This is a genomic window from Paraburkholderia sp. JPY419 (genome assembly GCF_050435705.1).
Taxonomy (GTDB): domain Bacteria; phylum Pseudomonadota; class Gammaproteobacteria; order Burkholderiales; family Burkholderiaceae; genus Paraburkholderia; species Paraburkholderia youngii.
Genome location: NZ_JBNDKV010000002.1, coordinates 389,220 through 412,182 on the forward strand (window position 1 = coordinate 389,220; position 22,963 = coordinate 412,182).

The window sequence follows — 22,963 nt, forward strand, 5'->3', positions numbered from 1 at the left end:
AACCTGATTAGCGGCTCCCCGTTTTCAGATAAATTTTCCGATCGGAAAGCTTACCTACTTATGCGAGAGGAAAAAGGAGATGTTCGAGTTTGAGAGCGCTTCGTTTCGGCTGCCATCCGAGCATTGGTTAGATGAAACCAACGAGAGGCTGTCTCGGGATGGCATGCTTCCAGCCCGCCGGCCGATGGAGGCTTACCGGCTATGGTGTATCGAGTCTAATCAGAGCATCGGCCTTGGGGGTGAGGCGACCCGGGTTATTGGTGAGTGGTTCGCCAAAAACACTCAGTACGGGAAGCATGTGCAGCAACCATTCAGGCAATCGGTTTGCTTCTTCGATCTGAGTTTCTGGGAAATCTCCCTGCCTCTTGTCTATGGATCTGTCCGGATCGAGCCACTGAAGCAGATTCGTGGGATGCCGTCGGCGCTGCGCGAGCGTCTAGCGAGGGATGCGGTGGGCTTTGAGGAATACTTCCAGCACTTCACTGCGGCCTACAACTTCTTCGTAAGCATCGAGAAATTGGAGAGGATCAAAGGCGACGGAGAGTCCCCCCTGTACTGCGAATTCCTAGCCGCCGCCGACCGTCATCTACTTTCTGCGACCTCTCTGCTGTTGGCGGAAAATATGAAGGCAATCGAGGACTGCCGCCACGTGGTGGAGCTCTCGTTGAAGGCTGTATTGAATGTCGTCCGAGGGATCGACGAACGTCAGTTGAAGCGCAAGCCATACAACCACGGATTACCCTCAACATTCGAAGCCGTCGCCGATTGCCTCGCACCGGAGAAGATGCCCATTTCGGTGTCTGATCTCCATATTTTTCCTAGTATCGAGGTGAGATATCAGGCCACAGACTTCATGCTTAATGACCTGTGGCAGGCATTCAAATTAAGTCAACAGCTAGCCACGTTCTGCATGGAGCAAGTGCTTACGCGGTTAATGAAAAATAAAGATCGCGAGAAACCGTGGTGAATTATCTCGGTTGCGTTACCCCCTGAGGTAACGACGCTCCGCCCGGCTTTGGATGCCTATTGCGGGCGGCCAACGTCTTAGCCAAGATACTCGACTATCATTTGCGTTCGCCAACTAATTCTCACAGAGGCTCGCTGAAGCTGGTTTTCACAATTGACAGGCTCACTGCGTGAGAAAAGAATTGGACAAAGACGAGCGATTCTTGAATGCGTAGCTTGCGCTAATATCTGATCACCAGACCAATCAGAAACTAGGAAAACAACAAATGACCAGGGCCGTGATCGAAGGCGTAATCAACGAATTTCTTGACAGTACAAAACCAGAAGTCCTTGCGATAAGTGGTAAATGGGGAGTAGGCAAAACGTTTGCGCTTCAGTCTTTGGTCCAGTCGTACGCCGGCAGCGAATCGTTAAAGCGATATTCGTACGTTTCGGCGTTCGGCGCAAAGTCTATAGGCGACCTGCGCTCCATGATACTTATAAAAACAAGGCGCTTCCCCGTGCATCGTGACAAGCTTGGAAAGGTCGTTGATGGCACCGAGCATGTTCTCGCCAAAGGTCGCGGACATGCTATCTGGAAAACGATTACGACGCTGTCCGAGAAAATCCCTTATGGCGGAAAGCAGGTCACGGTTCTGCTCGAAACAATTGCTGTCTCACTAATCAGCAAGACTGTCATTTGTATTGATGACATAGAGCGGCTTGGTTCGGGCATCGCGATGGATGAATTGATGGGTCTCGTTTCAGAACTTAAGGTCGAGTCTCAGTGCAAGGTCATTCTACTTTTCAACGAAGCGCAGCTAGGCGACCGTGCAAAGCAGTATGAGAAGGCCAGCGAAAAGGTCGTGGACAAAAAGCTTGCGTTCGTGACCACCGCGAGCGAAGCCGTTGAACTCGGTTTGCCCGTTGGTACTCCGTTGCGAGACTTCGCGATCCCCTGCGTCGAAACGCTCGGCATCAACAATATCCGAACCGTCCAGAAGATCGCGAATGGACTGCGGACTGTGCAAAACGTGATACCCAACTGCACGGACGCGGTAAAGCAGCAGGCCGCTATCGCCGTAGCAGTGTTCGCCGGAACACTATACGAGCAGGGCATTGGCTTTCCGACGGCTGAACAGGTCATCAGCTACAACTGGTACTCAATCGCCATGGGCGTAGGCAAGGACACAATCGAGGAGACGTGGCGCGAGAAGCTGCACGGATGCGGATTTTTAGCTTGCGACGAGTTCGACATGGAAGTGCTGTGCATTTTGAAGAACGGTTACGCGCATGGATCGGAGCTTGCAAAACAGGCGCAGGCTTTAGACGCAGTTGCTGACAGAGCAAGGTTAGACGATGTCTTTACTGAGGCGTGGAAGATATTTCACGACCGAATTGACGGCACCGCCGAGGATCTAATGCACGCGTTTGTGAACGCTGTCGAGGTTGCTGCGACGGTTATATCGCCCCTTAACTTGAACAGTACAGTCAAGCTGCTTCGCGAACTCGGCTTTAACAATGAGGCAGATGCCGTGATTGACAAGTACGTGGAACTCAACGCAGGCCGTCCGGGACTGTTCAGGATCGACGACTCGCCCTGGTCCCGGGACGTAGACGACGAAACGCTCAAGAGGAGGTTCGCGGAAGAGTTGACAGTGGAAGAAGGCGCGCTTGATTTGGCGTCCGCGGCAATGCTATTGATCGAGGAAAAGGGGTGGAACGACAGAATGGAAGAGTCACTGTTGAAAGCTTCACCCGATGACCTCTCCGCATTGTTCAGGGAACATCAGGGCGACACTCTGCGAGTGCTGATCGATCACCTGTACCGCGCGGCGCACATGCGCGGCGCGGAAACACAACCGATAGCAGGCACCGTGACCGCCGCGCTTGATCAGATTTCGAAAGAGTCGAAGCTCAATGAGATTCGAGTAAGGCGCTGGCGAAAATAATCGCAGTCTCTGGAAATATCGGGGGCTAAGACTTTCACGAAGTGGACGTCGATATTTTTAAAGAAAGGGGACGTCCGGCATCGGATCCGAGGAGTTCCATGGCGTTGATTATTGGTGATGGTTTGGACGAATTTCGCAAGAAGGTTGCTTTAGCCACAGTTGCAGTACCCAACTGGCATGTCGGAAGCGACAACTGGCTAGAACATGTATTGAAAGGTCTTTGGCCGCAGTTCGTCGCATTGCGTGACGAGATCACAAGCGATGCTACCCGAATCACCGTCGAAGTAAACGCTAACTATGAAAAGTGGCGCGCGCATCTGATCCCCTTGAATCGGGGAGCGTCCGACGTGGAGATTGATGAGGAAGGCAGTGCCGCACGCCGCTGGCTCGAGGCACGCCAGACCGACCTGCTGCCCGTCGAATACTTCCACGTCGTGTTCACGCTTACCCGCACCGGTCGGCGCCATCGCCTGGTACAACAAGCAGGTCATCTACGGACTGCTGTTCGACATCGCCGCCGAGACGCTGCGCACGATCGCCGCTGATACCCGGCACCTCGGTGCGCAGATCGGTGCCACGCTCGTGCTGCACACCTGGGGCTCGGCGCTCACGCATCATCCCCACGTGCACGGTATCGTTCCCGGTGGCGGTCTGTCACCGGATGGCGAGCGGTGGATTGCCTGCCGCCCTGGCTTCTTCCTGCCGGTGCGCGTGCTCCCACGCCTGTTTCGCAGGCGCTTCCTCGAAGCGCTGACGGAGGCACACCAGTGTGGCCGGTTGCAGTTCTTCGGTGAGTGTGCCGGACTCGCCGACCCGGCTGACTTTGCGCGGTGGCTTGCGCCGCTGCGTGCCTGCGAATGGGTCGTGTATGCCAAACGTCCCTTCGCGGGCCCCGAAGCGGTACTCGCGTATCTCTCACGCTATACCCACCGTGTGGCGATCTCCAGCCAGCGCCTGCTTGCGTTCGATGAGCGCGGCGTGACGTTCCGCTGGAAGGACTATCGTGCGAAGGGGCGCACCCGCTACAAGACCATGACGCTGGAAGCCGGCGAGTTCATGCGCCGCTTCCTGCTGCATGTGCTGCCCGGTGGTTTCCACCGCATCCGTCACTATGGACTGCTTGCGAACCCGGTGCGCCGCGCCAGTCTCGCGAAGGTGCGTGAACTGCTGCACGTCACGCCAGAGATCAGCGCATCACCCGAAGACACGGTCATCGAAACGAGACCGGCCTTCATCTGCCGGCACTGCGGCGCCCCGATGATCATCACCGATATCCTTGCGCGGACCGCGCCGATTCGCGCGCCACCCACGCCCCGGAGCATGCCATGAAGACAACTGTTCCTGAACGTGCGACCCGGCCATCGGCCCGGTGGCAATGCGGCCCGCGGGTGGACGTTTGCGCCTGGCACTTCGCGCAGACTCACACACAACTGCTCCGTCTGCCAGATTGCACGACTGCGCCGCTTCGTCACCGCGTCACGGCCCATCTGCCAGACGGTCCGAGCGCTCATCGGGCGACGCCCCTGAACACTGCGGGCTATCAATCACCATAACCGTCACAACCTCGAGCGCATCGGAGCACTCCGCGGTTTCCTCCCTTCTGGTTTGTCCAACGCCTGCCCGCATGCACTGACGCGTGCTCGCGAGCCTGCGGACATGGGCAGGCGTCGAACAAACCTAAAGAAAACCCGCCCCGCGTCACGATGTCGGCAAGTTCCCGATCCTTTCGCTAAGAGAGGCCGGCGGCCGCGCGGCCGTGGAAGCGGAAGGCTGCAGGACTGCCGTCAGTCCGAGGAGGACAGGGGTATTTTGGCCTGCACTCGCGCACGATCGTTAATCACCCGATTGCGCCGATGGTCGGTCAGCAATTGAAGGCACAACAGTCAACCGCGTCGCCTTCTATCGAGGGGCGACCTTCACGGCTATGCCCTTAGAACCACACCTTAATGCCCGGTCAACTCACGGCATGGCATGCACCTGGCTCCCAGCTTCCCGCCCTTGACCCGCGACCGTAGCCGATAGCGGCCACGCATCAAGGGGCGAGGGACCGTGTTGCCCGCACCCCTCCCTCGCCCTTTTCCTTGACGCCTGCCCGCTATCGGCTCCTCGAGTCGCACGGGCGGGAATCCGGGAGCCAGGCGGCAGCAAAGCCAACCCCGAGTTCCACCGGAAAGTGTCCAGCCGCAAGGGCAAACCACATTCCATCGCCCGGTTCAGGTCCTCAACCTTGACTGTGGAGACTGCCATGCAACTCGCTTCCTCTTTCCATTACGGCTCCCCGATGCTGCGCGCTGACTCGCCGCTTTCGGACGACCAGATTCGCCACGTTGCCCCTTCCATCTTCGCGGACGGCAAACACGAAAGCCGTTCCGAACGCTACACCTACATTCCCACCATCGACGTCCTGCGCGGTCTGCGCAACGAAGGGTTTCAGCCGTTCATGATCTGCCAGACCCGTGTTCGCGATCAGGGCAAGCGCGAGTTCACAAAACACATGCTGCGGCTTCGCCACGCCGACCAGATCACCGGCGAGGAAGCCGACGAAATCGTGCTGCTGAACTCGCACGACGGCACCAGCAGTTACCAGATGCTGGCAGGCACCTTCCGGTTTGTCTGCCAGAACGGCATGGTCGCGGGCGAGAACATCGCCGATATCCGCGTGCCACACAAAGGCAACGTCATCCAGAACGTAGTCAATGGCGCTTTCGACGTGCTCGACGGCTTCGACCTGATCCGCGAGCAGAAGGACAGCATGCGCGCTGCATTCGCCCGTTCCGCCCTTGCGCTGCGCTACGACCCGACCGATGCCGAGGCACTGGCCCCCGTCACCGAAAGCCAGCTACTGGTACCGCGCCGTTTCGAGGATCGCCGCGACGACCTGTGGACCGTATTCAACCGCGTGCAGGAAAACCTCACGAAGGGCGGGCTGCATGGACGCTCGCGCAGCGGACGCGCCATGTCGACTCGCCCGATCACCGGCATCGACCAGAACGTGAAGCTCAACCGCGCGCTGTGGATGCTCGCTGACGCCATGCGCCAGATGAAAGCATAAGCGCCTCAGGGACGGCAACGTCCCCCCACCTCGTTCCATCAGGACTCCTAGCCAGGTTACGTCCTGATGGAATCCGGCAGGACCCGTCCCGGAACCTTCTTTCTAATTTTCTGGAGTCAGTCATGCAATCTCAAGTCGAAACCCCTGCGGCAACCACTGACGAAACCGTTTCGCCGCTCGAAACCAACTTCGGCAACGAACAGCTGGTCGCCACCGTGGCGTATTCCAGCCTGCGGCCCTCGCCGCTCAACGCCCGCACGAAACCGCTCTCGAACATTCCGGCGCTTGCCGCGAGCATCCGGGCAAAGGGTCTGCTGCAAAACCTCGTCGTCCATGAGATGAAGGGATCGCGGGGCAAACAGCGCCGGTATGGGGTCTGCGCGGGCCAGCGTCGCAAAGCCGCGCTCGACCTGCTTTACGAGCAGAACCATATCGCGGCGGACTATCCGGTGCCGGTGCGGATCGTCAGCGAAGGCGAAGCCCTCGCCATTTCGCTGATCGAGAACAGCGAACGCGAAGGACTCGACCCGTTCGACGTGCTGCGCGCGTACCGGATGCTCGCTGAGGAAGGCCGCAGTGTCGATTACATCGCGGCGCTGTTCTCTGCCTCGCCACTCACGGTCAAGCGTCGCATGAGGCTCGCTAACGTGTCGCCCAAACTGCTCACGCTGCTGCGCGACGACGCAATCACGCTTGATCAGCTTGCTGCGCTCGCCCTCGCAGACGACCACGAAACGCAGGAAAAAATATGGTTCGACGCAAACGAGTGGCAACGTCAGCCGAACTACCTGCGGCAGTCGATCACGCGCGCCGAGATCGACGCGAGCCGTAGCCGTCTCGTACGCTTTGTTGGCCTCGCCGCCTATGAAGCAGCGGGCGGCTACGTGCGTCGCGACCTGTTCAGCGACGACGAGAACGCCGGTTATATCGCCGATGCGGAACTGCTGCAGAAGCTCGTCGCGCAAAAGCTCGACGCTGCTGCAGCCGAAGTCCAGGCCGAGGGATGGGGCTGGACGGAAACGCGAGTCGAACGCGATTTTGCCGAACTGAACCGCCACGGCAGGCTGCGCCCGGTGCAGCGCCAATACACCGACGACGAACAGCGCGAAATGGACGCCTTCACCGCGCAGCAGGACGAACTGGCTGAAAAGATCGAAGCACTGTCGGAGGGCGACGAAGATGCCTACGAGGAAGCCGACCGGCTCAACGACGAAATGGAGCAGGTCAATGCCGCGATCATCGCACTCGAAAGCCGCACGCTCGTATGGGACGCGCAGCACATGGCCGAAGCGGGTGCATTAGTGATCGTCGGGCCGCAGGGCGAACTCGTCATCGAACGCGGCCTCGTGCGACGCGAGAATAGCGCCGCGCTCGACGCGGCAGGCGCGACCACAACTGGCACCGCCACAGCCGAAGGCCCGGATACCGTATGCGCGAAGGTTGTGAAAGTCAAACCCGTCCACAGCGCGAAACTCTGCCAGCGGCTCACGGCACACCGCACCGCTGCCGTCCACGCGGAACTGGTCGCGCAGCCCACTGTAGCGCTCGCCGCCCTGCTGCACCACCTGGTTCCAAAGGCACTGCCCGAGCACTGCGGGCACGCGTCCTCACGCAGTTATTTCGCACTGTCCGGCGAGAACAACCACGACAGCCTGCTGCGCGCGGCCGACGACCTGTCCGCCAGCCCCGCATGGAATGCCATCGAAACGCAGCGGGCGCGCTGGATTGCGGAACTGCCCGTAAAGCGGGGCAACCTTCTGCCGTGGCTGATCGAACAGGATCCCGGCACGACGCTGCTCGACCTGCTCGCGTTCTGCACCGGCACCCTGCTCGACGGAATCGGGGCCGAGGAAAAGCCGCTTGCGATCAACACGCTAGCAAGTGCGCTGAACCTGGACATGACCCGGTACTGGACAGCGACGCGTGCGACGTATTTCGATCATGTCAGCAAGGCGCGTATCGCGGAAGTCGTGTCCGCCGCCGTGTCACCCAAGGCCGCAATCGACCTCGAAAAGATGAAGAAAGCAGACGCGGCAGCAGCAGCGGAGCTTCGGCTCGCAAAGGCAGCATGGTGAGTAGCCCCGGGGAGTTGCACCCCGAGGCTCTCCCAGAACCGTACGTGAAGCTCTCGCCTCATACGGCTCTCTATGAACGCGTCCCGCTTTGCAACAGCTTTCGCGTGGTCTGACTGGCAGGGTGGGCTGCAGCTCTCTATCCGGCCTTGTTGCAGCCGGTAATTTTGCTGCGGGCCTCTATGAAATCCGCTGACTCGCACCTCATTCCTGTCGCGAGCTCGAAGCTCGGAGCCGTATACAGGTTCAGCGAGTCCGGGTCCTACCTGGTTTGTCATCACACTCGTTGCTGCGCAACCTTTCGACGTTCACCCTGTCCTTGTCTTAAACGTTGATCTCCTGGGACGACTCCTGCAGCGTGCGAGCCGTTCAGGCCGGCTTTACGCTCACATACTCCTTCTGGTACGGTCGATCATGAGCCAGCATTGCCCAGATCGTGCGCGCCATCTTGTTGGCAAGCGCAACGATCACGACGTTCTTCGGCCGTCGCTTCATCATCTGCTCGACCCACTCGCCGGGGTTCTTTGAATTCGACAAGACACTGCGTGCACCGTGAATCAGCAGCCCGCGCAAGTATGTGTCGCCACGCTTCGATATGCCGAGCAGGTTCACCTTGCCACCCGTGCCGCTCTGCTTTGGCACAATCCCGATACACGCGGCAAACTCGCGACCGGACCTGAATGCCTTTGCATCACCCATCGTTGCGACGGCCGCGGTAGACGTCAGCAGCCCGACACCAGGAATCTGGCCAATGGCCTGCACTTGCGGATCCTCTTTTTTCCACTCGCGCATCCGGCGTTCAATACTGGCTACTTGTTCATCGAGCTTCGTGAGCCCACTCCACTGTTCGCGAAGCGTGTCAATTACGACCGCAGGCAGGCGCTCTGCAACGCGACCGAGTACTTGCGGTATTGCTTTATCGAGAGCAGCACGCCCTTTGCCCATCACTTCACCATACTCTGTCAATAGACCGCGCAGGCCGTTGATCTGCATGGTCCGGAACTTCACGAGCTGCTCACGCATCCGGTGCAATGCGAGCATCGCCTGCTGCATCTCTGTCTTCACTGCGACCGGCTTACTCGGCTGCTGCACGGCCAGCCATATTGCACGCGCATCGGCTGCATCCTTCTTGTTTCCGATATTGAATGCCTTCGCGAACTTGCCCGGCATGAGTTTCACCTCGTGCCCCAATTTCGTGAGCTGTCTCGCCCAATGGTGCGCACCGCCACACGCTTCCATCCCGATCAAGCAGGGCTCGCGGTTTGCAAAGAACTCAAGAAACTTCGCCCGTTTGATCGGCTTGTTTACGATCTCGCCGGTAGCTGGATCGATGTAATGCAGCTGGAACACGTTCTTGGCGATATCCACGCCCACCGCTGTGTGATTCATGCTGGATCTCCGGTATGCCTATGCGGACCTCAATCATGTTCCATTTTGGCCCTTTGATACGGTCAGTTCGCGAGGGGCGATCTTGGTTTGCTGACGTTTCACGGGCGGGACGCGTTCATATCAATTCCCGTTACCCAACCGCACGACGAACAATTCGCCAGTGGTAGAACAATAGCGGAGAAATTCTTTTCATCTTGCTGAGCCAGAGCACGCTGCGCCGCTTGCGCTGCGACAGCTTCTTGTATTTGCGTCTGGCCCATTGCTCCAGCCTCAAATCCAGATAGACCGAGAGCTTGTGCATGGCCGTCCGATAGAATGCCCCATAGTAATTCCACCACCCGCGTATCGTCGCGTTACATTGCTCTGCGAGATCGTTCAGCGTCACCGACGTCCGTCGATGTAGCCGCCAGCTTCGCACCTTCTGTCTCATCCGTGTCAGCGCGTCATTACTCACCGCCGGCAAGAAATTCGTGAACCGCCGACCGTGTTTATTCACCGCCGCCCGCGGACGAAACGTAAATCCCAGAAACGTAAACTGCACGTTCGGATACTGTCCGGTGCGATTGCTATCCCTGCAATACACTACCTTCGATTTCTCCGGATGCATCGTCAGTCCACATGCCTGAAGCCGTGATGCGATAGCCTGCATCACGACTTCCGCCTGCGCCCGAGTTCGGCAGTGAACCAACGCGTCATCGGCGTAGCGTGCAAACGGCGAGCGTGGATATTCACGCTTCATCCAGCTGTCAAATGCGTAATGCATGAACAGGTTCATCAGGATCGGACTGATTACCCCGCCCTGCGGTGTTCCGCATGTGCGAGGCACAACCTCCTCTGCTGTTTCAAACGGCGCAGTCAGCCACCGCTCGATGTACAGCAGCATCCAGTCCTCCCGAATGTGCTGCCTCACCGCCTTCATCAGCAACGTATGATCGATCTGATCGAACGCTGCCTTGATATCAAACTCGACAACCCAGTCATATCGCCAGCAACGCTCACGCGTTACCGCGATCGCCTGTTTCGCCGATTTACCCGGCCGGTATCCATATGAATCTTCATGGAATAGCGGATCCAGAATCGGTTCAATCATCAGCTTGACGGCAGTTTGAGCAACTCGATCCGACACGGTAGGCACCCCCAGTTTCCTGGTTCCGCCCTTTGCCTTGGGTATCTCAACCTGCTTCACGGGCGGCGGGAAATAAGACCCCGACGACATCCGGTTCCACAGCTTGTACAGATTCCTCGACAGGTTCTGCTCAAACATGGCGATCGTTTCATCGTCCACACCAGCAGCTCCGCGGTTGGCCCTTACCAGTTGATAGGCCTCCCACACCGTGCGCTTCGCAATCTCATGCGGTTTTGTTGATTTCATGCCGCTCATCCCCGCAGATGCAGGTTGGCAACCTTCGTCAACTGGGTAACGTTGCCCCTTCGCTCCGCTCTCATTACAAGAGCTTCAACGCTACTACGGGCAACTCCGCCCCTTGCCCTGACATCGGTATTCTTCCTCATGGTGTCTGCCATTTGTCATTTCCCTTCACATTCAGGACAAGGTTCTCACGTTCCGTACCGAAGCCTGTGCTGAGCTCATGCCGCCTATACACCGACTGCCATCGGGTCCGTAATCAGGTGACGTCCCGACTGATCCTGGAGCGGGAGCCCTGCTCCAGTTTTGGCAGTACCTTAGATTTCTAACGATGCGTCATCGGACGGTTTGCTTTCGCTCATCTTCTCAACACGTACCTGCCACCCTCTCCGGATGACTTTTCCACGGTCGCTCACCACCACGCCTTTTGGGCGCAGCAGCACCGGGCGGTTTGAAGCCTGCTCCTGAAAGCCGACTTCGGGAGGCCTTCTCCCATCTTCAGTACAGCACCGCAGGCTTATCGTCTGCGTTCGTGACACACGGCTCCCGGAAATCCTCACCGATCGTGAATTCCCGGCCATATCGTCATGGGAAAACCGTGACGACGCGGATGGAACCGACAGCGACGACGCGGACACCGGAGACGGCGCGGACGAAACGCCGGAAGGCGAGGCCCCCGGTGCGGAACCGGATGCAAGTAACGGCACAGAACACGTCAACGACACACCCACCGACGCAGGAGCTGCGCCCGCCGCCGGTAGTCCGCTGACGCCGTGGCCTTTCCCGGCTTCGGACAGCATGAATGGCACGCAATCCCGCCCGCTCGCGACGTAATGCAACCCCTCGCCCAGGCAACGAGGCGAAGCAGGCGGCAAGCCCGTATCCGCCGCCTGCCGGACTGAACTGGAGAAACCCATCATGGCCAACCGCATCCGCATGACCGTGCTCGCCACAAATGCCGAAGGCTCGCCCGACCTCTACCTGACTTTCGTTGAAGCCACCGATCTGCAATACAACGAAGGCCAGCACTACCACATGGCCCTTGGCCCGCGCCGAAGATTAAGGCCACCGGGCACCGATGATTGCCTTCGACCAGAACGACACGGCAGCAAACGTGCTTCGTCACGCCACTGACTTCATGGAAGGTGACACAAACGACGTGTAATCCGAGCGGGCAGACGGCGAGCCCTCCGCCCGCCCCCAATGCACGCCTGCCCACCATCCGGCCAGCGCGCCCGCACCCGCCGCCGCCAGCATCACTATGAGCCCACCGACGACCAGCCCATAGCATGCCCGCACGAGTCGCCGCGTGGCGACGTGCCCGAATGACGTGAGCGCGACATCGATCCGTTTCTGCTGCTCACGTACGGCGACAGTCGTCGCCCCCACGAGCCGGTTACCAGCAACGCGGGCAATGTGGTTCGCTGCCCGCTTCGTGAGTGTAGCCAGCGCCTCGTCGTTCAGCGCGGCAACCGCAGCCCGGTAGCGCGCTTCGTGCTCGGCGGTCATTTGCTCCGCCAGTTCGATCGTGGCCTTGCAGCGGGCAAGCGCATCGCGATGCTGCTCCATCAGCGCATCCGTCGCCGCGCGTGCTTCGGCCCGCACGGCATCGAAACTGCCCGTGCCCGCCTGCCGGATCCGTTCCGGCATGGCCTCATAGAGCCGCCCGTAATGTTCAAGCATGACCAGCACGGACCACAGTGCATCGTTGTCGCGCAGGTTGAGTGCGCCGGACACCCGTCGCATTCTCAGGACACTGGTGTCATCGGGCAATTCACCCGTGACGTCGAGAAACAGACAGGCAAGCGTATCGACCGGCCTGCCCTCCCTGTTATCCATCGACCGTTACCTTCGCGAACATGGCATCGCACAACGAACGCCAGCGCAATAGCTCGACCCGTTCACCGATATGCATCGTCGCCGCCGCCTTGCGGATTGACATGCGCTGACTGCGAAGCTCGTCCGCAACCCGATCTGCAAGATCGGGAAAGTCCAGTGAGTGACCGCGCGATTCGACGGAACGGCGAAGCTGCGATCCCTGATACAGCGTGAACTTGTCCGCCGGACCGAAGTAGCCATTACGCACAACATTCGTTACCGCGTCCGGGAACGTCTCGCTGAAAGCGCTCAGCAGTTCGAGGCTGTCGCGTTGCCGGTTAATCACCCACAGGACAACAAGCCGGCGCCGAAGCTCGCCAAGCGCACCGGCAAGTGTCGCGCCGAACTGCTCAACTCCGGTCTGGCTCCGCGCCGCAGTGTTCACAACGATCGCCGCGTCCCGTTGCTCATCGCAGAAATTGACGAGGCCGATCCAGCCGTCTGCATCGTCCAGGTTATAGGCGATGCAACGCATCTCATCCTGCACTGCTTTCATCACGTCCGGGTTGGCGGTATCCGTTTCCACCAGCGCCGCATGAATATCCCGCCGGAGCAGATAATCGGCCAGCGCGAGCGCAACAAAGCTCTTGCCCACGCCGCCCTTGCTACCACCGACGAGATAGATGGGGTAAGTCGTCATGTCCATTTGAATCCTCTAAAGGTTCTCGGTGTCAGGCCTGATCTCGAATGAGAACGCGTCACGCATCACCATGCTTCCCGGCCTACTGACAATCTCTCCCCCATCCTGCTTCTGATTTTCTCTGACAGCCTCCGCGCGCGGTACATCGTCCTTGCTTGCCTTCTTCGTACGAGGCGATGGCGCGGCATTGTCTGGTGCCGATTCCTTTGCAGAATGTCGAGCTGGTTTGTCTTTCTTCGATGGGTATAAGGCGTACTTGACAGAGCCAACGCTAAAATCAACGCCCTTCTTCCGTGCATGTTCAACGATCTCTTCCAGCGTATATCCCTTCTTCCTCACCGCACCGATTACCAGACGCATCTCTTTCATCGCATCGGTAATAGAGACGCGCTGCTCGGCCTCTGGCTTGACCGGCAGTGATTCCAAAGTGCGGACAAGCTCATCCCATTGCGCCCGGGTATAGCTTTTCGCAACTGGCATGGCTCGCTCCGTCTTGCTCTCTTTATCCCATCTTGTTCACTCAGGAAGATCTCGTCAACACCTGCTTTTGGCCGGATTTTCGCTATCGGAACGTCAAGGAATCAGACGGATCGCGTTGGAATAAAAGAAATATTTTGGACACGTTTGGCACGAGCAGCGGACCGGGCTGTTGTCCGGAAAGTGTAGCGAAGGAGACTTCACGACGGCGCGGGCCCAGAACGATCACAGGCAACCGGCTGAATCGTTTGGCCATCAGGATGCGAACCATAGAGCTGCGAGCCGACAGAGACAGATAGTCTCGGAGACTATATCCCCTACCCCACGAACTCCCGGTTGCCCTGCCGACATACTTCGGGAAAAGAGCCGGCAGATTTTGTGAGATCAACAGTCGCGCGAAGCGAAATTGACCTCAACGATTCAGCGCATGCGATTGCCGACTCCAGCCACAGCCCCCGCAGACATATGAAATTCAGGTATCGACCGTGGACCGGATCACGTCGCAGAAATCGACCTGCCCAGTATGCAGACTCGATCAATCGGCAGCCCCCACCGTGAGATACGATGCGCGGACGAGCAAAGGAAGACCAGCCAACTAAGGGGTTGCATCCCGCGAACGCATCTGGCCGCTTCACGGATATTCCCGGCCGACCTCGCAGAAAGTGCTTAGGCGGTAAATAAAAAACGACATTAAAAATGAGGTACGGCAGGATAGGCTTGCGCCGGTTTCGGGCGCCGCACGCGGTACACAACTACAATGCGACCTCTGCTATATAGCCGACCTCTTGAAGTTGAAAAGCTTACACGGCATGGCAGCGAACAATACCTTCATTTCCGACGACAACGTCCCTGCCCTCGACTTACTGTAAGCGTGAGAGCACCGACCAACGGCTGCGAGCGTACGAGTGAAGCACTCGAGGAGTGAGCCACATGACAACCTTAGACAGCGCTTCGCAGCGGGGGCCTACCCGAGACAACTTGAGCGGCCGCAATTACGTCGCCCGTGCCGCTTGACGTGCTGCCCGTTGTCTGCCCGCTCTTCCCCTGTCGCCGAGGTCGATGCATGACCTTTGGAACGAGCCTGAACTTGTCGAGTCACCCAACGTTTCGACGCGTCAGGAAAATGCATCCAATGTACGCGCGCCTGCGTACAGGGCAAGGAGAGGCTCAGCCTCTCACCTAACTGTAACGGAGGTTCTCATGCATACCACGCTTATTCGCGCTGCCGTCACGACAGCCCTGATCTGCACTCTACCCATTGCCACCCCCGCCCCGGCGCAACTGTCGGCGCAGGACGACGTGAACTCGGCACAGATCCATACACGGTGCGCGCGGATTCGAGACCGCCTGCGTCTGGGGCTGTGACGCCAATGCCCCGAGCGCGTGAAGTGACGCGTGCCTCGCAGCGTCCGCCGTTGCCATCACGCCTGGTCGCGCAGTTGCCCAACGGGGTGAGTCTTGAACTTCCATGTACGCAACAGGATACGGCGCTGCTCACAGCGATGATCGACGCATTGAGGAGCCGGTGATGCTGCGCTTCGCTGAAGACCTGCGGGTCTATCTGCATCGCGAGCCGATCGACTTCCGGTGCGGTATCAATACCCTTGCCGCCCTGGTTGAGAATTCAATGCGACTGGATCCGCTCGCGCGCGCCGTGTACGCGTTTCGCAACCGTAAATGCAACCGGATCAAGCTCCTGTTGTACGAGCGCACGGGCTTCTGGCTGTTGTTGCGCCGGCTCAAGCAGGACCGTTTCGTGTGGCCGCGACGCGATCACGAAGTGATCGAGCTGACCACACAGCAGCTCCACTGGCCGCTCGATGGCATCGACATCGACGCGCTTCGCCGTCATCCTACACGGCATTACGAGCGCGCCAGCTAGCCCGGTACGTTGCACGTAAACAACGGCAGGCGCGCCGTTTGCGAAAGTACGTAAACCCGCGGCGCGCCGCAGTTCGCTATCCTGGAGTGCATGAAGAATGCACTCGACCTCAAGCGCTTACCCCAGGCGGTCCAAGGCTATATCCATGCCCCCGTTGAGAACGGGCGACCACTTACTATTGACATTCACATTGGTTGGCAACCCCGCCATTTCGCCTTGGGTCAACTGTAGGCTCGATCCCCGCTGGAATGCGGGGTTGACATCACGCAGGGGTATCGATCGGCGTCGATCTCGGCGGGAAGCAAGCCGAACGACGCGATCCAGTGTCTCTTGATCATGTAATTATCCTTCCCGGGTTGGCGTAAACGGTTCATCCGAATCACGGGAACCGCTCCCGGATCGTCTCCACGCCGCAGGCGCGACGGTGTCTCGCGCACTACATGCGCCAACCCCGTCTCTCCACGGGAACTATCACGCGCCTGTCACGCTTTGCCTATGATCGAAACAGACATAAACTCTGCCCGGGAATGTTGCGCCGCACAAGTGCCTGGTCGAAGTGACGTACACGCCCCCGGGCATGGCTGCGATCCTGCAACGCCACACTCGGGGTGCACAATCACATTCCTGGAACCGGCATCGAATCGGACTCGTCATGCAGCGCAAAGCAACTCTGAAAACCACGGCAACGCATTCCACCGCCGCCCGACTATCTGCCGCCTCGCAGCCTCCGACGCTGTCCGCAAAACGCTTCTCGCCGTCGAAGCTCGTCGCCTTGATTGATGCTGCTTCGAAATTGGGGCTGGACGCGAATGCGATACTCGCGGGTACGGGCCTCGATCCCGAGGCGATCGTCGATCCCTTCGCACTCACGTCCTCCCTGCAGTTCCTGACGGCGGCGCGAAACGCAGTCCGTCTCCATGCCCATTCCGACCTTGGTGTGCGGGTGGGGTGCCTGCTGCACGCCTCAAGCTACGGGATGCTTGGCTACGCGATGCTATGCTCCGAAACCATGGCTCAGGCCTTTGATTCAGCGGTCAAGTTTCATCAGCTCGCCAACGGCATGCTCGACATTCGCTGGGCCAAACAGGGTGACACGGCTTCTTGGTTCTTTCCCTCCCGCGAAGAGGTCATGTTGCCGGAACTCGACACGTCGCTGCATCAATTCCTGATCGACCTGCAGTTTGCGGTACACGTGACCGTCATCAAGGACGTCATGGGGGGATGGTGCGTGCCAGCGCGTGCACAATTCTCTAGAGATCAACCGGCGCATGCGGCGCTGCTGTCCCAGGCGCTCGAGTGCCCGGTCGCGTTCGACCAACCGGCTAACGTGCTGAGCTACCCGGCGGCGTGGCTGTCGCGCGCGCCGCAGCTCGCCCACCCGATCACGGCCGCGCAGGTATCGTCGCAGTGCGCGCAACTGCTCGAAGAACGCCGCACTCAGTCTGCGATCACACGGCGCGTTTACGAGGAATTGACGCGGACCCCAGGGCGGTTTCCCGAAATCGAGGCAATCGCCGAGGGCCTGTGCATGAGCGCGCGCACGCTGCACCGGAAACTCGATGCTGCGGGCACGTCGTACAGTGAACTTCTCATGCATGTGCGCAAGGCGCTTGCAATCGATTACCTCGACACGACCACGCTAAGCATCGAAGATATCGCTCAAGCCCTGAGCTTCAGCGATGCGGTGAGTTTCCGGCACGCCTTCAAGCGTTGGACCGGCAAGAGCCCGAGCGAAGTGCGCCACAATCGAGGAAAGGAAGCGCCGCCGTAAGGGGCGGCGCCTGTCCGACGTCCCCGCTCCTCCCGCCGGCCGGACCCGCCATCTCGCCGTGAATGCCGCGGTGCAGCGGCCCCGGGCGCTACCAGGCCCTTGCCACCGCCCCGGCCTATGAAACGATGACAGCGTGGGGGGACCCCTGCCATGGTGAAGCGGGGCTTTGTCGCGACAACGGTCGAAGCTTGAACAAGGTTTAATATGAACAGGACTACTTATCGTGACAACAAGTAGAACAGCTCTATGGGAATCTGTCCGGCGCCGTTGTCTTTCGGCGATCATATGCGCCATCTTGATGCCACCAGGCAGGTACTGGAACAACGAAGAATGCTTGAACTCGTACTGGACGTGCTCCATTCCATTGAGCACGTAGTGTCGTGATCAACGTGGCCGCGCCGACATCAGTACCGTGCCCAACAGTGCCGTGACCGAAGGCGCGGCGGTGTAACGCCAACTACGCCTGGAACTGTGCTCTGCTCGAACTCGCCCAGCTGTGCCTCACACGGCCCGGCGATCGCACGTAACGTTCTGCCCAGTCCGCTTGCAGGGCGAAGAGCGCCCCGGCGCCGTGCTCGAAAAGTTCAGCAACAACGTGCCGCCGCCAATTCAACCTGCCCCGTTCTACGGGCTTAGCTAATGGAGAGCGTCTAGTGTCCGAGAATTCGATCGCGGAAAGTACCGGTAGCCTGCCGTGCAGGAGAGTGCGCCATAGGCAAGGCACGACTACGACGAGTGTCGATCGCGTTGTCGAGGAGATCCCGGTCGCCCTCGTCTTCAACGGAATTTCCCACGCGGTCATGATGGCGACGCCAATCGATCTCGAACTATTCGCGCTTGGCTTCGCCCTGAGCGAGGGGATCGTCGAACGCGCATCCGACGTGTTCGATATGGAAGCGGTCACCCATCGTGATAGCATTGAAGTTAATCTGTCCGTGTCGCAAGAGGCATTCATGGTCCTCAAGAACAGGCGCCGGGCACTCGCCGGCCGTTCAGGACGTGGCGTCTGCGGCACCGAAAGCATCGCGCTGCTCGACCTCCATCCAGAACCCATATGCATGCCCCTGACCGGGACACCCATTGCAGCCCGAGCCGTCGCCCGCGCCGTGGCCGAGTTGCCCGCGCACCAGACCCTGATGCGCGAGACCGGAGGCATCCACGCGGCCGCATGGTGTAGCCGTGCTGGCGAACCGTTGCATGTTTTCGAGGACGTCGGGCGTCACAATGCGCTCGACAAAATTGATTGGCTGGCTTGCCCGCACTCGGACCGATACGGCTTCCGGTTTCCTGTTCCTTTCGAGCCGCGCAAGCTTCGAACTGGTTCGCAAGGCGGCCCGCATGCACGTGCCCGCGTTGGCAACGATTTCCGCGCCCACCTCTCTCGCCATCCAGGTCGCCCAACGGGCTGGCATCCGCCTGCTCAGCTTCTGCCCCGGCGACGGCTTCGTCGATACGTCGCGCCTTATCAGGACCTCAAACAGGAGTTCGGGCTCGGTCACTACGAAGGGCGTGGCTGAGATGGCTTTCACCACCTCGCCATGCTGAGTATCGCTGCATATGGGTTTCTGATGGCTCAGCGACTCAAGATGGAATCAGATTCAGGCGATAAAAAAATGACTATGTCCCGGTGTCGTGTCGAGGAGAATGTACTGGCACGCGCTTGCACACAACGCAGTTACCCGCGTAATAACCTGTTTCCCGTTTGACCCGACGATGAAGCCAAAAATGAACAGCAAAACCGAAACGCAATCGCGCGGCAAACTTCTGTTGAAAGCGATCCTGGTCGTCGCCACCATCGGCGCCGGCACCGCTGCAGGGGCTCCCAATGTCGGTCTCGATGAATCGTTGAGGTCAAGCGCCGATGACCAGGGCGCTGAGGTCGTCAGGCTGGGGCGTCGCTACATGATGCCGTCACGCACCCTAAGCGATGGCGCGCGCGAACCCGTCAGTCCTCCAGCGACAGAAGCGCCTCGAACCGTGTATTTGCCGGGCGCCCAAACGTTCCTCGATGCGGCATTCCAGCCCGGTGAAGCAAGGAACCGCTATGGTGCAGGCAGCTTCGCAAGCACGGCGCTGGGATCGACCGCCTCAGTGCCACGGGGCTTGTAAGGACTCGCCGCAGCGCTCGCCGCCTGGTGTGCCCAGACTACCCATGTGTGGTCAATTAACAGGGTCATCGCGGAAGATTGGCATTTTCATGCGAAGCGCAAGAGCGGCCGTGGCATCGGGCGATAATTGTGGGTCATCATGCTGTTGCGTGACTGCACCGCGATCGCAGCACAGATCACCGCAAAGAATACCAAAGCGGCCATGAGGCCCGCTCGCAAACCCTCAGGGCCATCGCCGTCAAAGCTGGTGCCGCGATCGCTTCGTGAACGGCACAGTTCGATGACCTTTTCAAGTCGGTTCGCTTCGGGCCGGCTGTACCGGATTTTGCGCCGCCGTCGCCATGATCCACTTTTTGAACGCAATAACCGCGTCATCCTCGGCGCGATCACGGTTCACGACAAGCACGTAATCGGGTCCGCACAACACCGGCCCTGATATCGGACACACGAGGCGCCCTGTTGCGATCTCGCGTTCAATGAGCGGCAGAGACGCCAACATCACGCCAAGACCTTCAGCAGCCGTGCCCAGTTGGAGAAAAACTGATCGAAGTTAAGATGGCAGCTCTCCCGCAAACCTGCGGCGCTCGTTTGCACGATATTCGGTGGACGTGGTCGAGAGAAGCCTGCGGAATAGCTTGGCGAGCCCGCAACGCCGCGCGACCTTGTCCACCGGCAGATCGACTTCGATCAGCAGACGGAAGCACATGTCGATGCGCAATACAGCAGATAATCCGATGGCGTAAGCCCGAGTGCTTCTACATCGTGCAGAAGCTGCGCAAGTGCCGGAAGATGCCTTAATGTCTCCGAGGTGATGCCGCCGAGGGTCGGCTCGAGCATGGCGTTGGCTTCGACGAGCTTGTCTGGATCGGTCTCCAAAGCCCGATGTCGAACTCGTCGATGCCGGCGAACTTTTTGAAGAGGCAGCCCTTGCCTTCCATCACCGGCGTGGCCGCGAGCGGGCCGATGTTGCCGAGACCGAGCCCGGCCGTGCCTTTGGTCACGACGCCCACGAGATTGCTGCGTGAGGTGTACTTCTGCGCGTCGAGCGGATCGGCATGGATCGCCTCACAGGCCGCGGCGACGCCTGGCGAACGCGCGAGCGAAAGATCGAGCTGGTTGTAGAGCGGTTTGGTGGGCGTGACGAAGTCTTGCCGGGCTTGGGATTCCGGGGATACGCGAGCGCGCTTTGCTTAAACTGTTTGCTCATGAAAACCCTTGCCTCGTTGATCAATTGGCATCCCTGCACACCGGTCGAGGTGCGGAGTGGTACGCAGGAAACGTCGTTTGCACGGGCAATTAGCCTGGCGTCACCGTCGTGCCCGTCACCCACGTCATCTCGCCCAGCCGGGCCGCGATCGTGTGCAGCGCCGCCAAGGGGATCGCTCCAAAAGAGACGGTGAAATCGGCATGGTCGCGAGCCTGTCCGGTCGAGATCTTCACGTGCCGGATCTCGCCCGCGATCGGCATGAGCACTTGCCACAGCGCGGCAACCCTCATGTTGTGGATCTCCGCGCGGACATTGAGTTGCCGCTGGCCGACGGCCAGCGCCTTCTGCTCATGAGCTGTCATTGTTTTTATTGAAGATTGTCAAACAGGAATGCGTGCCCTGGTTCAGGGCTGGTGGTGCAATTCATCATCCCGCCACATTGGGCGAACCGCACCGCCCGGTAAGCGCGCTGGCCTGCGTGCACTTCCAGTCGTACGGCCCCGTTCACTCCGCGGGAGGACACGCGTCCTCCGGCGCAGTCGCTATCATCTCCCGGGCACGAGGCCCTGGCGCGCCGCACTGCCCGTCAGGTTGGGCCGTTCCGCGCCGGCCGGTGCCAGTGGCGACGCTCGCACCATTCTCAGGGCGAGCCACATATCCCAGCCTGCGAATGCCAAGTACCCTCGCTCGATGTCTTTCGCGCCGGTAGTGAGCCAGCACCATCGGAAGCGCAACGGCGAGTGTCGATGTGCCGATCGCCAGACCAATCCATACCTGATCCATACTTGACCTGTTCCATTCCTCAAATCCACAACCGTGGCTGTGTGACCACGCAACGCGCACGGAAACCTCGCGAACTCGTACGGATATGCAAGACCCTGGAAAGGTGGCCTGGAAGTCGTCTCCGACACCCAGGCCGGACATCCGTGCTTATTGCATATGCTGGCCGCCATTAATGGGGATGTTCGCGCCAGTCACGAAGCCCGCGTCGTCCGAGCACATGAACAGGATCAGCGCGGCAACTTCGTCCGGATTGCCAAGACGGCCCATCGGGATCTGCGGCAGGATCTTCGTGTCAAGAATCTCCTGCGGAATGGCGGTGACCATCTTCGTCGCGAGATAGCCCGGCGAAATCGTGTTCACCGTCACGCCCTTGCGAGCGACTTCCAGTGCGAGCGACTTCGTGAAACCGTGCAGGCCGGCCTTCGCCGCCGCATAGTTGGTCTGGCCCACGGCGCCCTTGGAGCCGTTCACCGACGAAATATTGATGATGCGGCCCCAGCCATGCTCGACCATCGCGTCGCACAGCGGCTTCGAGATGTTGAAGACCGAATCCAAATTGGTGCGCAGGACCGCATCCCAATTGACCTTCTCCATCTTCTTGAAGGTCATGTCCCGCGTAATGCCGGCATTGTTGACCAGAATGTCGACGGGACCGACTTCGTTCTTGATCTTCTGCGCACCGCGCTGGCACGAATCGTAGTCGGCCACGTCGATGGAATAGGCGTGGAAAGCGCGTCCTGTCTCCCTCATTCTGGCCAGCCAGTCCTCTGCGCCTGCGTTATCCGGCGAGTGCGTGACGACTACCGTATAGCCTGCGTCGTACAGCCGTACGCTGATGGCCTCACCGAGACCGCCCATTCCGCCCGTCACCAATGCAATTCGCTTAGTCATCGTTTATACCTGCGAGAGTGAACCGCATATAAAAAATTCGACGCGACCAGCCAACGAGAGCAGTCGCATCCGTCACCGCCGCGCTTCAATGCCTCTGGTTGATCCGGAAACCTTGCACACGTCGGCCAAAAATGGCACCTTCCTGCTGGCGCCTGAAAACGTATGCCTGACTCGCGGCTCGCGAATCATCGCAAACGTATGCAGCTCCGGGCAAGCCGCGCTTCGATCACGTTAGGTTGGCGCGAGCGCCACACTCTTGCCGCCGCCGATGCACAGCGGAGCCACGCTGCTCTCTGCATCGATCCAGTGTCTCTGGATCACGCAATTATCCTTCGGGGTTGGCACAAACGGATCACCCGAATCCCGGGAACCGCTCCCGCATCGTCTTCACGCCCAAGGCACGACGATATCTCGCGTACTACATGCGCCAACCGTCTCTCCGTGGGAACTATCACGCGCCTGTCGCGCTTTGCCTATGATCGAAACAGACAGAAAATGTGTCCGGGAACGTTGCGGTGTCCACGCATCCAATCGAAGTAACGTACACGCC

17 protein-coding genes and 5 pseudogenes are annotated in these 22,963 nt (G+C 59.5%); 12 read left to right on the forward strand and 10 right to left on the reverse strand.

Annotated features, from left to right (window positions below; genetic code table 11):
* Positions 1-79 precede the first annotated feature (79 nt).
* From QFZ91_RS08040 to QFZ91_RS08060, 5 genes and pseudogenes are all read left to right on the forward strand, one after another.
* Positions 80-967, forward strand: a complete 888-nt coding sequence (locus QFZ91_RS08040; protein WP_429566885.1) for a hypothetical protein — start codon at positions 80-82, stop codon at positions 965-967.
* 265 nt (positions 968-1,232) lie between these two features.
* Positions 1,233-2,897: a P-loop NTPase fold protein gene (locus QFZ91_RS08045; RefSeq protein ID WP_429566886.1), complete on the forward strand. Its 1,665-nt coding sequence runs from the start codon at positions 1,233-1,235 to the stop codon at positions 2,895-2,897.
* 362 nt (positions 2,898-3,259) lie between these two features.
* Positions 3,260-4,226 (forward strand): annotated as a pseudogene (locus QFZ91_RS08050) (IS91 family transposase); the annotation flags it as partial.
* Positions 4,227-5,142: 916 nt separating this feature from the next.
* Positions 5,143-5,949 (forward strand): DUF932 domain-containing protein, encoded by an 807-nt coding sequence (locus QFZ91_RS08055; RefSeq protein WP_429566887.1) that lies wholly within the window; start codon positions 5,143-5,145, stop codon positions 5,947-5,949.
* Positions 5,950-6,071: 122 nt separating this feature from the next.
* Positions 6,072-8,024: a ParB/RepB/Spo0J family partition protein gene (locus tag QFZ91_RS08060; protein ID WP_429566888.1), complete on the forward strand. Its 1,953-nt coding sequence runs from the start codon at positions 6,072-6,074 to the stop codon at positions 8,022-8,024.
* 366 nt (positions 8,025-8,390) lie between these two features.
* Here the strand turns inward: QFZ91_RS08060 and QFZ91_RS08065 are convergent, their stop codons facing one another.
* Both QFZ91_RS08065 and ltrA read right to left on the reverse strand, forming a co-directional pair.
* On the reverse strand, positions 8,391-9,410 hold the full coding sequence (locus tag QFZ91_RS08065; RefSeq protein ID WP_429566889.1) for an IS110 family transposase: 1,020 nt from the start codon (positions 9,408-9,410) through the stop codon (positions 8,391-8,393).
* A 130-nt stretch (positions 9,411-9,540) separates the two neighbouring features.
* Positions 9,541-10,782 carry a group II intron reverse transcriptase/maturase gene (gene ltrA / locus QFZ91_RS08070; protein WP_429566890.1) on the reverse strand — a complete coding sequence of 414 codons (1,242 nt, stop codon included), beginning with the start codon at positions 10,780-10,782 and terminating at the stop codon, positions 9,541-9,543.
* Positions 10,783-11,694: 912 nt separating this feature from the next.
* Between ltrA and QFZ91_RS08075 the strand changes: the two genes are divergently transcribed.
* A complete protein-coding gene (locus tag QFZ91_RS08075) occupies positions 11,695-11,910 on the forward strand; it encodes a hypothetical protein (RefSeq protein WP_429566891.1) in 216 nt (71 codons plus the stop codon).
* Here QFZ91_RS08075 and QFZ91_RS08080 read toward each other — a convergent pair.
* From QFZ91_RS08080 to QFZ91_RS08090, 3 genes are read right to left on the reverse strand one after another with little or no spacing between them, the layout of a single operon-like run.
* Positions 11,899-12,615: a hypothetical protein gene (locus tag QFZ91_RS08080; protein ID WP_429566892.1), complete on the reverse strand. Its 717-nt coding sequence runs from the start codon at positions 12,613-12,615 to the stop codon at positions 11,899-11,901. The two genes, QFZ91_RS08075 and QFZ91_RS08080, sit on opposite strands and share 12 nt — an antisense overlap.
* A complete protein-coding gene (locus QFZ91_RS08085) occupies positions 12,608-13,300 on the reverse strand; it encodes a protein mobD (protein WP_368593990.1) in 693 nt (230 codons plus the stop codon). The genes QFZ91_RS08080 and QFZ91_RS08085 overlap by 8 nt, the downstream gene beginning before the upstream one ends.
* Positions 13,301-13,309: 9 nt before the next feature.
* Positions 13,310-13,774 (reverse strand): hypothetical protein, encoded by a 465-nt coding sequence (locus tag QFZ91_RS08090; RefSeq protein WP_429566893.1) that lies wholly within the window; start codon positions 13,772-13,774, stop codon positions 13,310-13,312.
* Positions 13,775-14,971: 1,197 nt separating this feature from the next.
* Between QFZ91_RS08090 and QFZ91_RS08095 the strand changes: the two genes are divergently transcribed.
* The 6 genes and pseudogenes from QFZ91_RS08095 (at position 14,972) to QFZ91_RS08120 (ending at position 19,533) form a co-directional block, all read left to right on the forward strand.
* Positions 14,972-15,136, forward strand: a complete 165-nt coding sequence (locus QFZ91_RS08095; protein ID WP_429566894.1) for a hypothetical protein — start codon at positions 14,972-14,974, stop codon at positions 15,134-15,136.
* 163 nt (positions 15,137-15,299) lie between these two features.
* A complete protein-coding gene (gene tnpB / locus QFZ91_RS08100) occupies positions 15,300-15,653 on the forward strand; it encodes an IS66 family insertion sequence element accessory protein TnpB (protein ID WP_176108761.1) in 354 nt (117 codons plus the stop codon).
* A 652-nt stretch (positions 15,654-16,305) separates the two neighbouring features.
* On the forward strand, positions 16,306-17,424 hold the full coding sequence (locus tag QFZ91_RS08105; RefSeq protein ID WP_429566895.1) for an AraC family transcriptional regulator: 1,119 nt from the start codon (positions 16,306-16,308) through the stop codon (positions 17,422-17,424).
* A 653-nt stretch (positions 17,425-18,077) separates the two neighbouring features.
* Positions 18,078-18,876 (forward strand): annotated as a pseudogene (gene fdhD / locus QFZ91_RS08110) (formate dehydrogenase accessory sulfurtransferase FdhD); the annotation flags it as partial.
* 11 nt (positions 18,877-18,887) lie between these two features.
* Positions 18,888-19,130: pseudogene (locus QFZ91_RS08115) on the forward strand (IS701 family transposase); the annotation flags it as partial.
* Positions 19,131-19,149: 19 nt separating this feature from the next.
* Complete coding sequence (locus tag QFZ91_RS08120) at positions 19,150-19,533, forward strand: hypothetical protein (protein WP_429566896.1); 384 nt, start codon at positions 19,150-19,152, stop codon at positions 19,531-19,533.
* A 288-nt stretch (positions 19,534-19,821) separates the two neighbouring features.
* On the opposite strand, the gene QFZ91_RS08125 is transcribed toward QFZ91_RS08120, so the two are convergent.
* The 5 genes and pseudogenes from QFZ91_RS08125 to phbB all read right to left on the reverse strand — a co-directional run bounded on the left by QFZ91_RS08125 (position 19,822) and on the right by phbB (position 22,413).
* Positions 19,822-20,031: a hypothetical protein gene (locus QFZ91_RS08125; protein WP_429485529.1), complete on the reverse strand. Its 210-nt coding sequence runs from the start codon at positions 20,029-20,031 to the stop codon at positions 19,822-19,824.
* A 51-nt stretch (positions 20,032-20,082) separates the two neighbouring features.
* A pseudogene (locus tag QFZ91_RS08130) lies at positions 20,083-20,282 on the reverse strand (hypothetical protein); the annotation flags it as partial.
* 42 nt (positions 20,283-20,324) lie between these two features.
* Positions 20,325-20,739, reverse strand: a pseudogene (locus QFZ91_RS08135) (NADP-dependent malic enzyme); the annotation flags it as partial.
* Positions 20,740-20,828: 89 nt separating this feature from the next.
* Positions 20,829-21,101, reverse strand: a complete 273-nt coding sequence (locus QFZ91_RS08140; protein WP_429566897.1) for a hypothetical protein — start codon at positions 21,099-21,101, stop codon at positions 20,829-20,831.
* A gap of 568 nt (positions 21,102-21,669) precedes the next feature.
* A complete protein-coding gene (gene phbB / locus QFZ91_RS08145; protein WP_429566898.1) occupies positions 21,670-22,413 on the reverse strand; it encodes an acetoacetyl-CoA reductase in 744 nt (247 codons plus the stop codon).
* Positions 22,414-22,963 lie beyond the last annotated feature (550 nt).

What these genes read in the sequence shown, in the direction of transcription:
- QFZ91_RS08040 (WP_429566885.1), top strand. Translation starts at nt 80, where the DNA reads ATGTTCGAGTTTGAGAGCGCTTCGTTTCGGCTGCCATCCGAGCATTGG.
- QFZ91_RS08045 (WP_429566886.1), top strand. Translation starts at nt 1,233, where the DNA reads ATGACCAGGGCCGTGATCGAAGGCGTAATCAACGAATTTCTTGACAGT.
- QFZ91_RS08055 (WP_429566887.1), top strand. Translation starts at nt 5,143, where the DNA reads ATGCAACTCGCTTCCTCTTTCCATTACGGCTCCCCGATGCTGCGCGCT.
- QFZ91_RS08060 (WP_429566888.1), top strand. Translation starts at nt 6,072, where the DNA reads ATGCAATCTCAAGTCGAAACCCCTGCGGCAACCACTGACGAAACCGTT.
- QFZ91_RS08065 (WP_429566889.1), bottom strand. Translation starts at nt 9,410, where the DNA reads ATGAATCACACAGCGGTGGGCGTGGATATCGCCAAGAACGTGTTCCAG.
- ltrA (WP_429566890.1), bottom strand. Translation starts at nt 10,782, where the DNA reads ATGAAATCAACAAAACCGCATGAGATTGCGAAGCGCACGGTGTGGGAG.
- QFZ91_RS08075 (WP_429566891.1), top strand. Translation starts at nt 11,695, where the DNA reads ATGGCCAACCGCATCCGCATGACCGTGCTCGCCACAAATGCCGAAGGC.
- QFZ91_RS08080 (WP_429566892.1), bottom strand. Translation starts at nt 12,615, where the DNA reads ATGGATAACAGGGAGGGCAGGCCGGTCGATACGCTTGCCTGTCTGTTT.
- QFZ91_RS08085 (WP_368593990.1), bottom strand. Translation starts at nt 13,300, where the DNA reads ATGGACATGACGACTTACCCCATCTATCTCGTCGGTGGTAGCAAGGGC.
- QFZ91_RS08090 (WP_429566893.1), bottom strand. Translation starts at nt 13,774, where the DNA reads ATGCCAGTTGCGAAAAGCTATACCCGGGCGCAATGGGATGAGCTTGTC.
- QFZ91_RS08095 (WP_429566894.1), top strand. Translation starts at nt 14,972, where the DNA reads ATGCATACCACGCTTATTCGCGCTGCCGTCACGACAGCCCTGATCTGC.
- tnpB (WP_176108761.1), top strand. Translation starts at nt 15,300, where the DNA reads ATGCTGCGCTTCGCTGAAGACCTGCGGGTCTATCTGCATCGCGAGCCG.
- QFZ91_RS08105 (WP_429566895.1), top strand. Translation starts at nt 16,306, where the DNA reads ATGCAGCGCAAAGCAACTCTGAAAACCACGGCAACGCATTCCACCGCC.
- QFZ91_RS08120 (WP_429566896.1), top strand. Translation starts at nt 19,150, where the DNA reads ATGAACAGCAAAACCGAAACGCAATCGCGCGGCAAACTTCTGTTGAAA.
- QFZ91_RS08125 (WP_429485529.1), bottom strand. Translation starts at nt 20,031, where the DNA reads ATGTTGGCGTCTCTGCCGCTCATTGAACGCGAGATCGCAACAGGGCGC.
- QFZ91_RS08140 (WP_429566897.1), bottom strand. Translation starts at nt 21,101, where the DNA reads ATGACAGCTCATGAGCAGAAGGCGCTGGCCGTCGGCCAGCGGCAACTC.
- phbB (WP_429566898.1), bottom strand. Translation starts at nt 22,413, where the DNA reads ATGACTAAGCGAATTGCATTGGTGACGGGCGGAATGGGCGGTCTCGGT.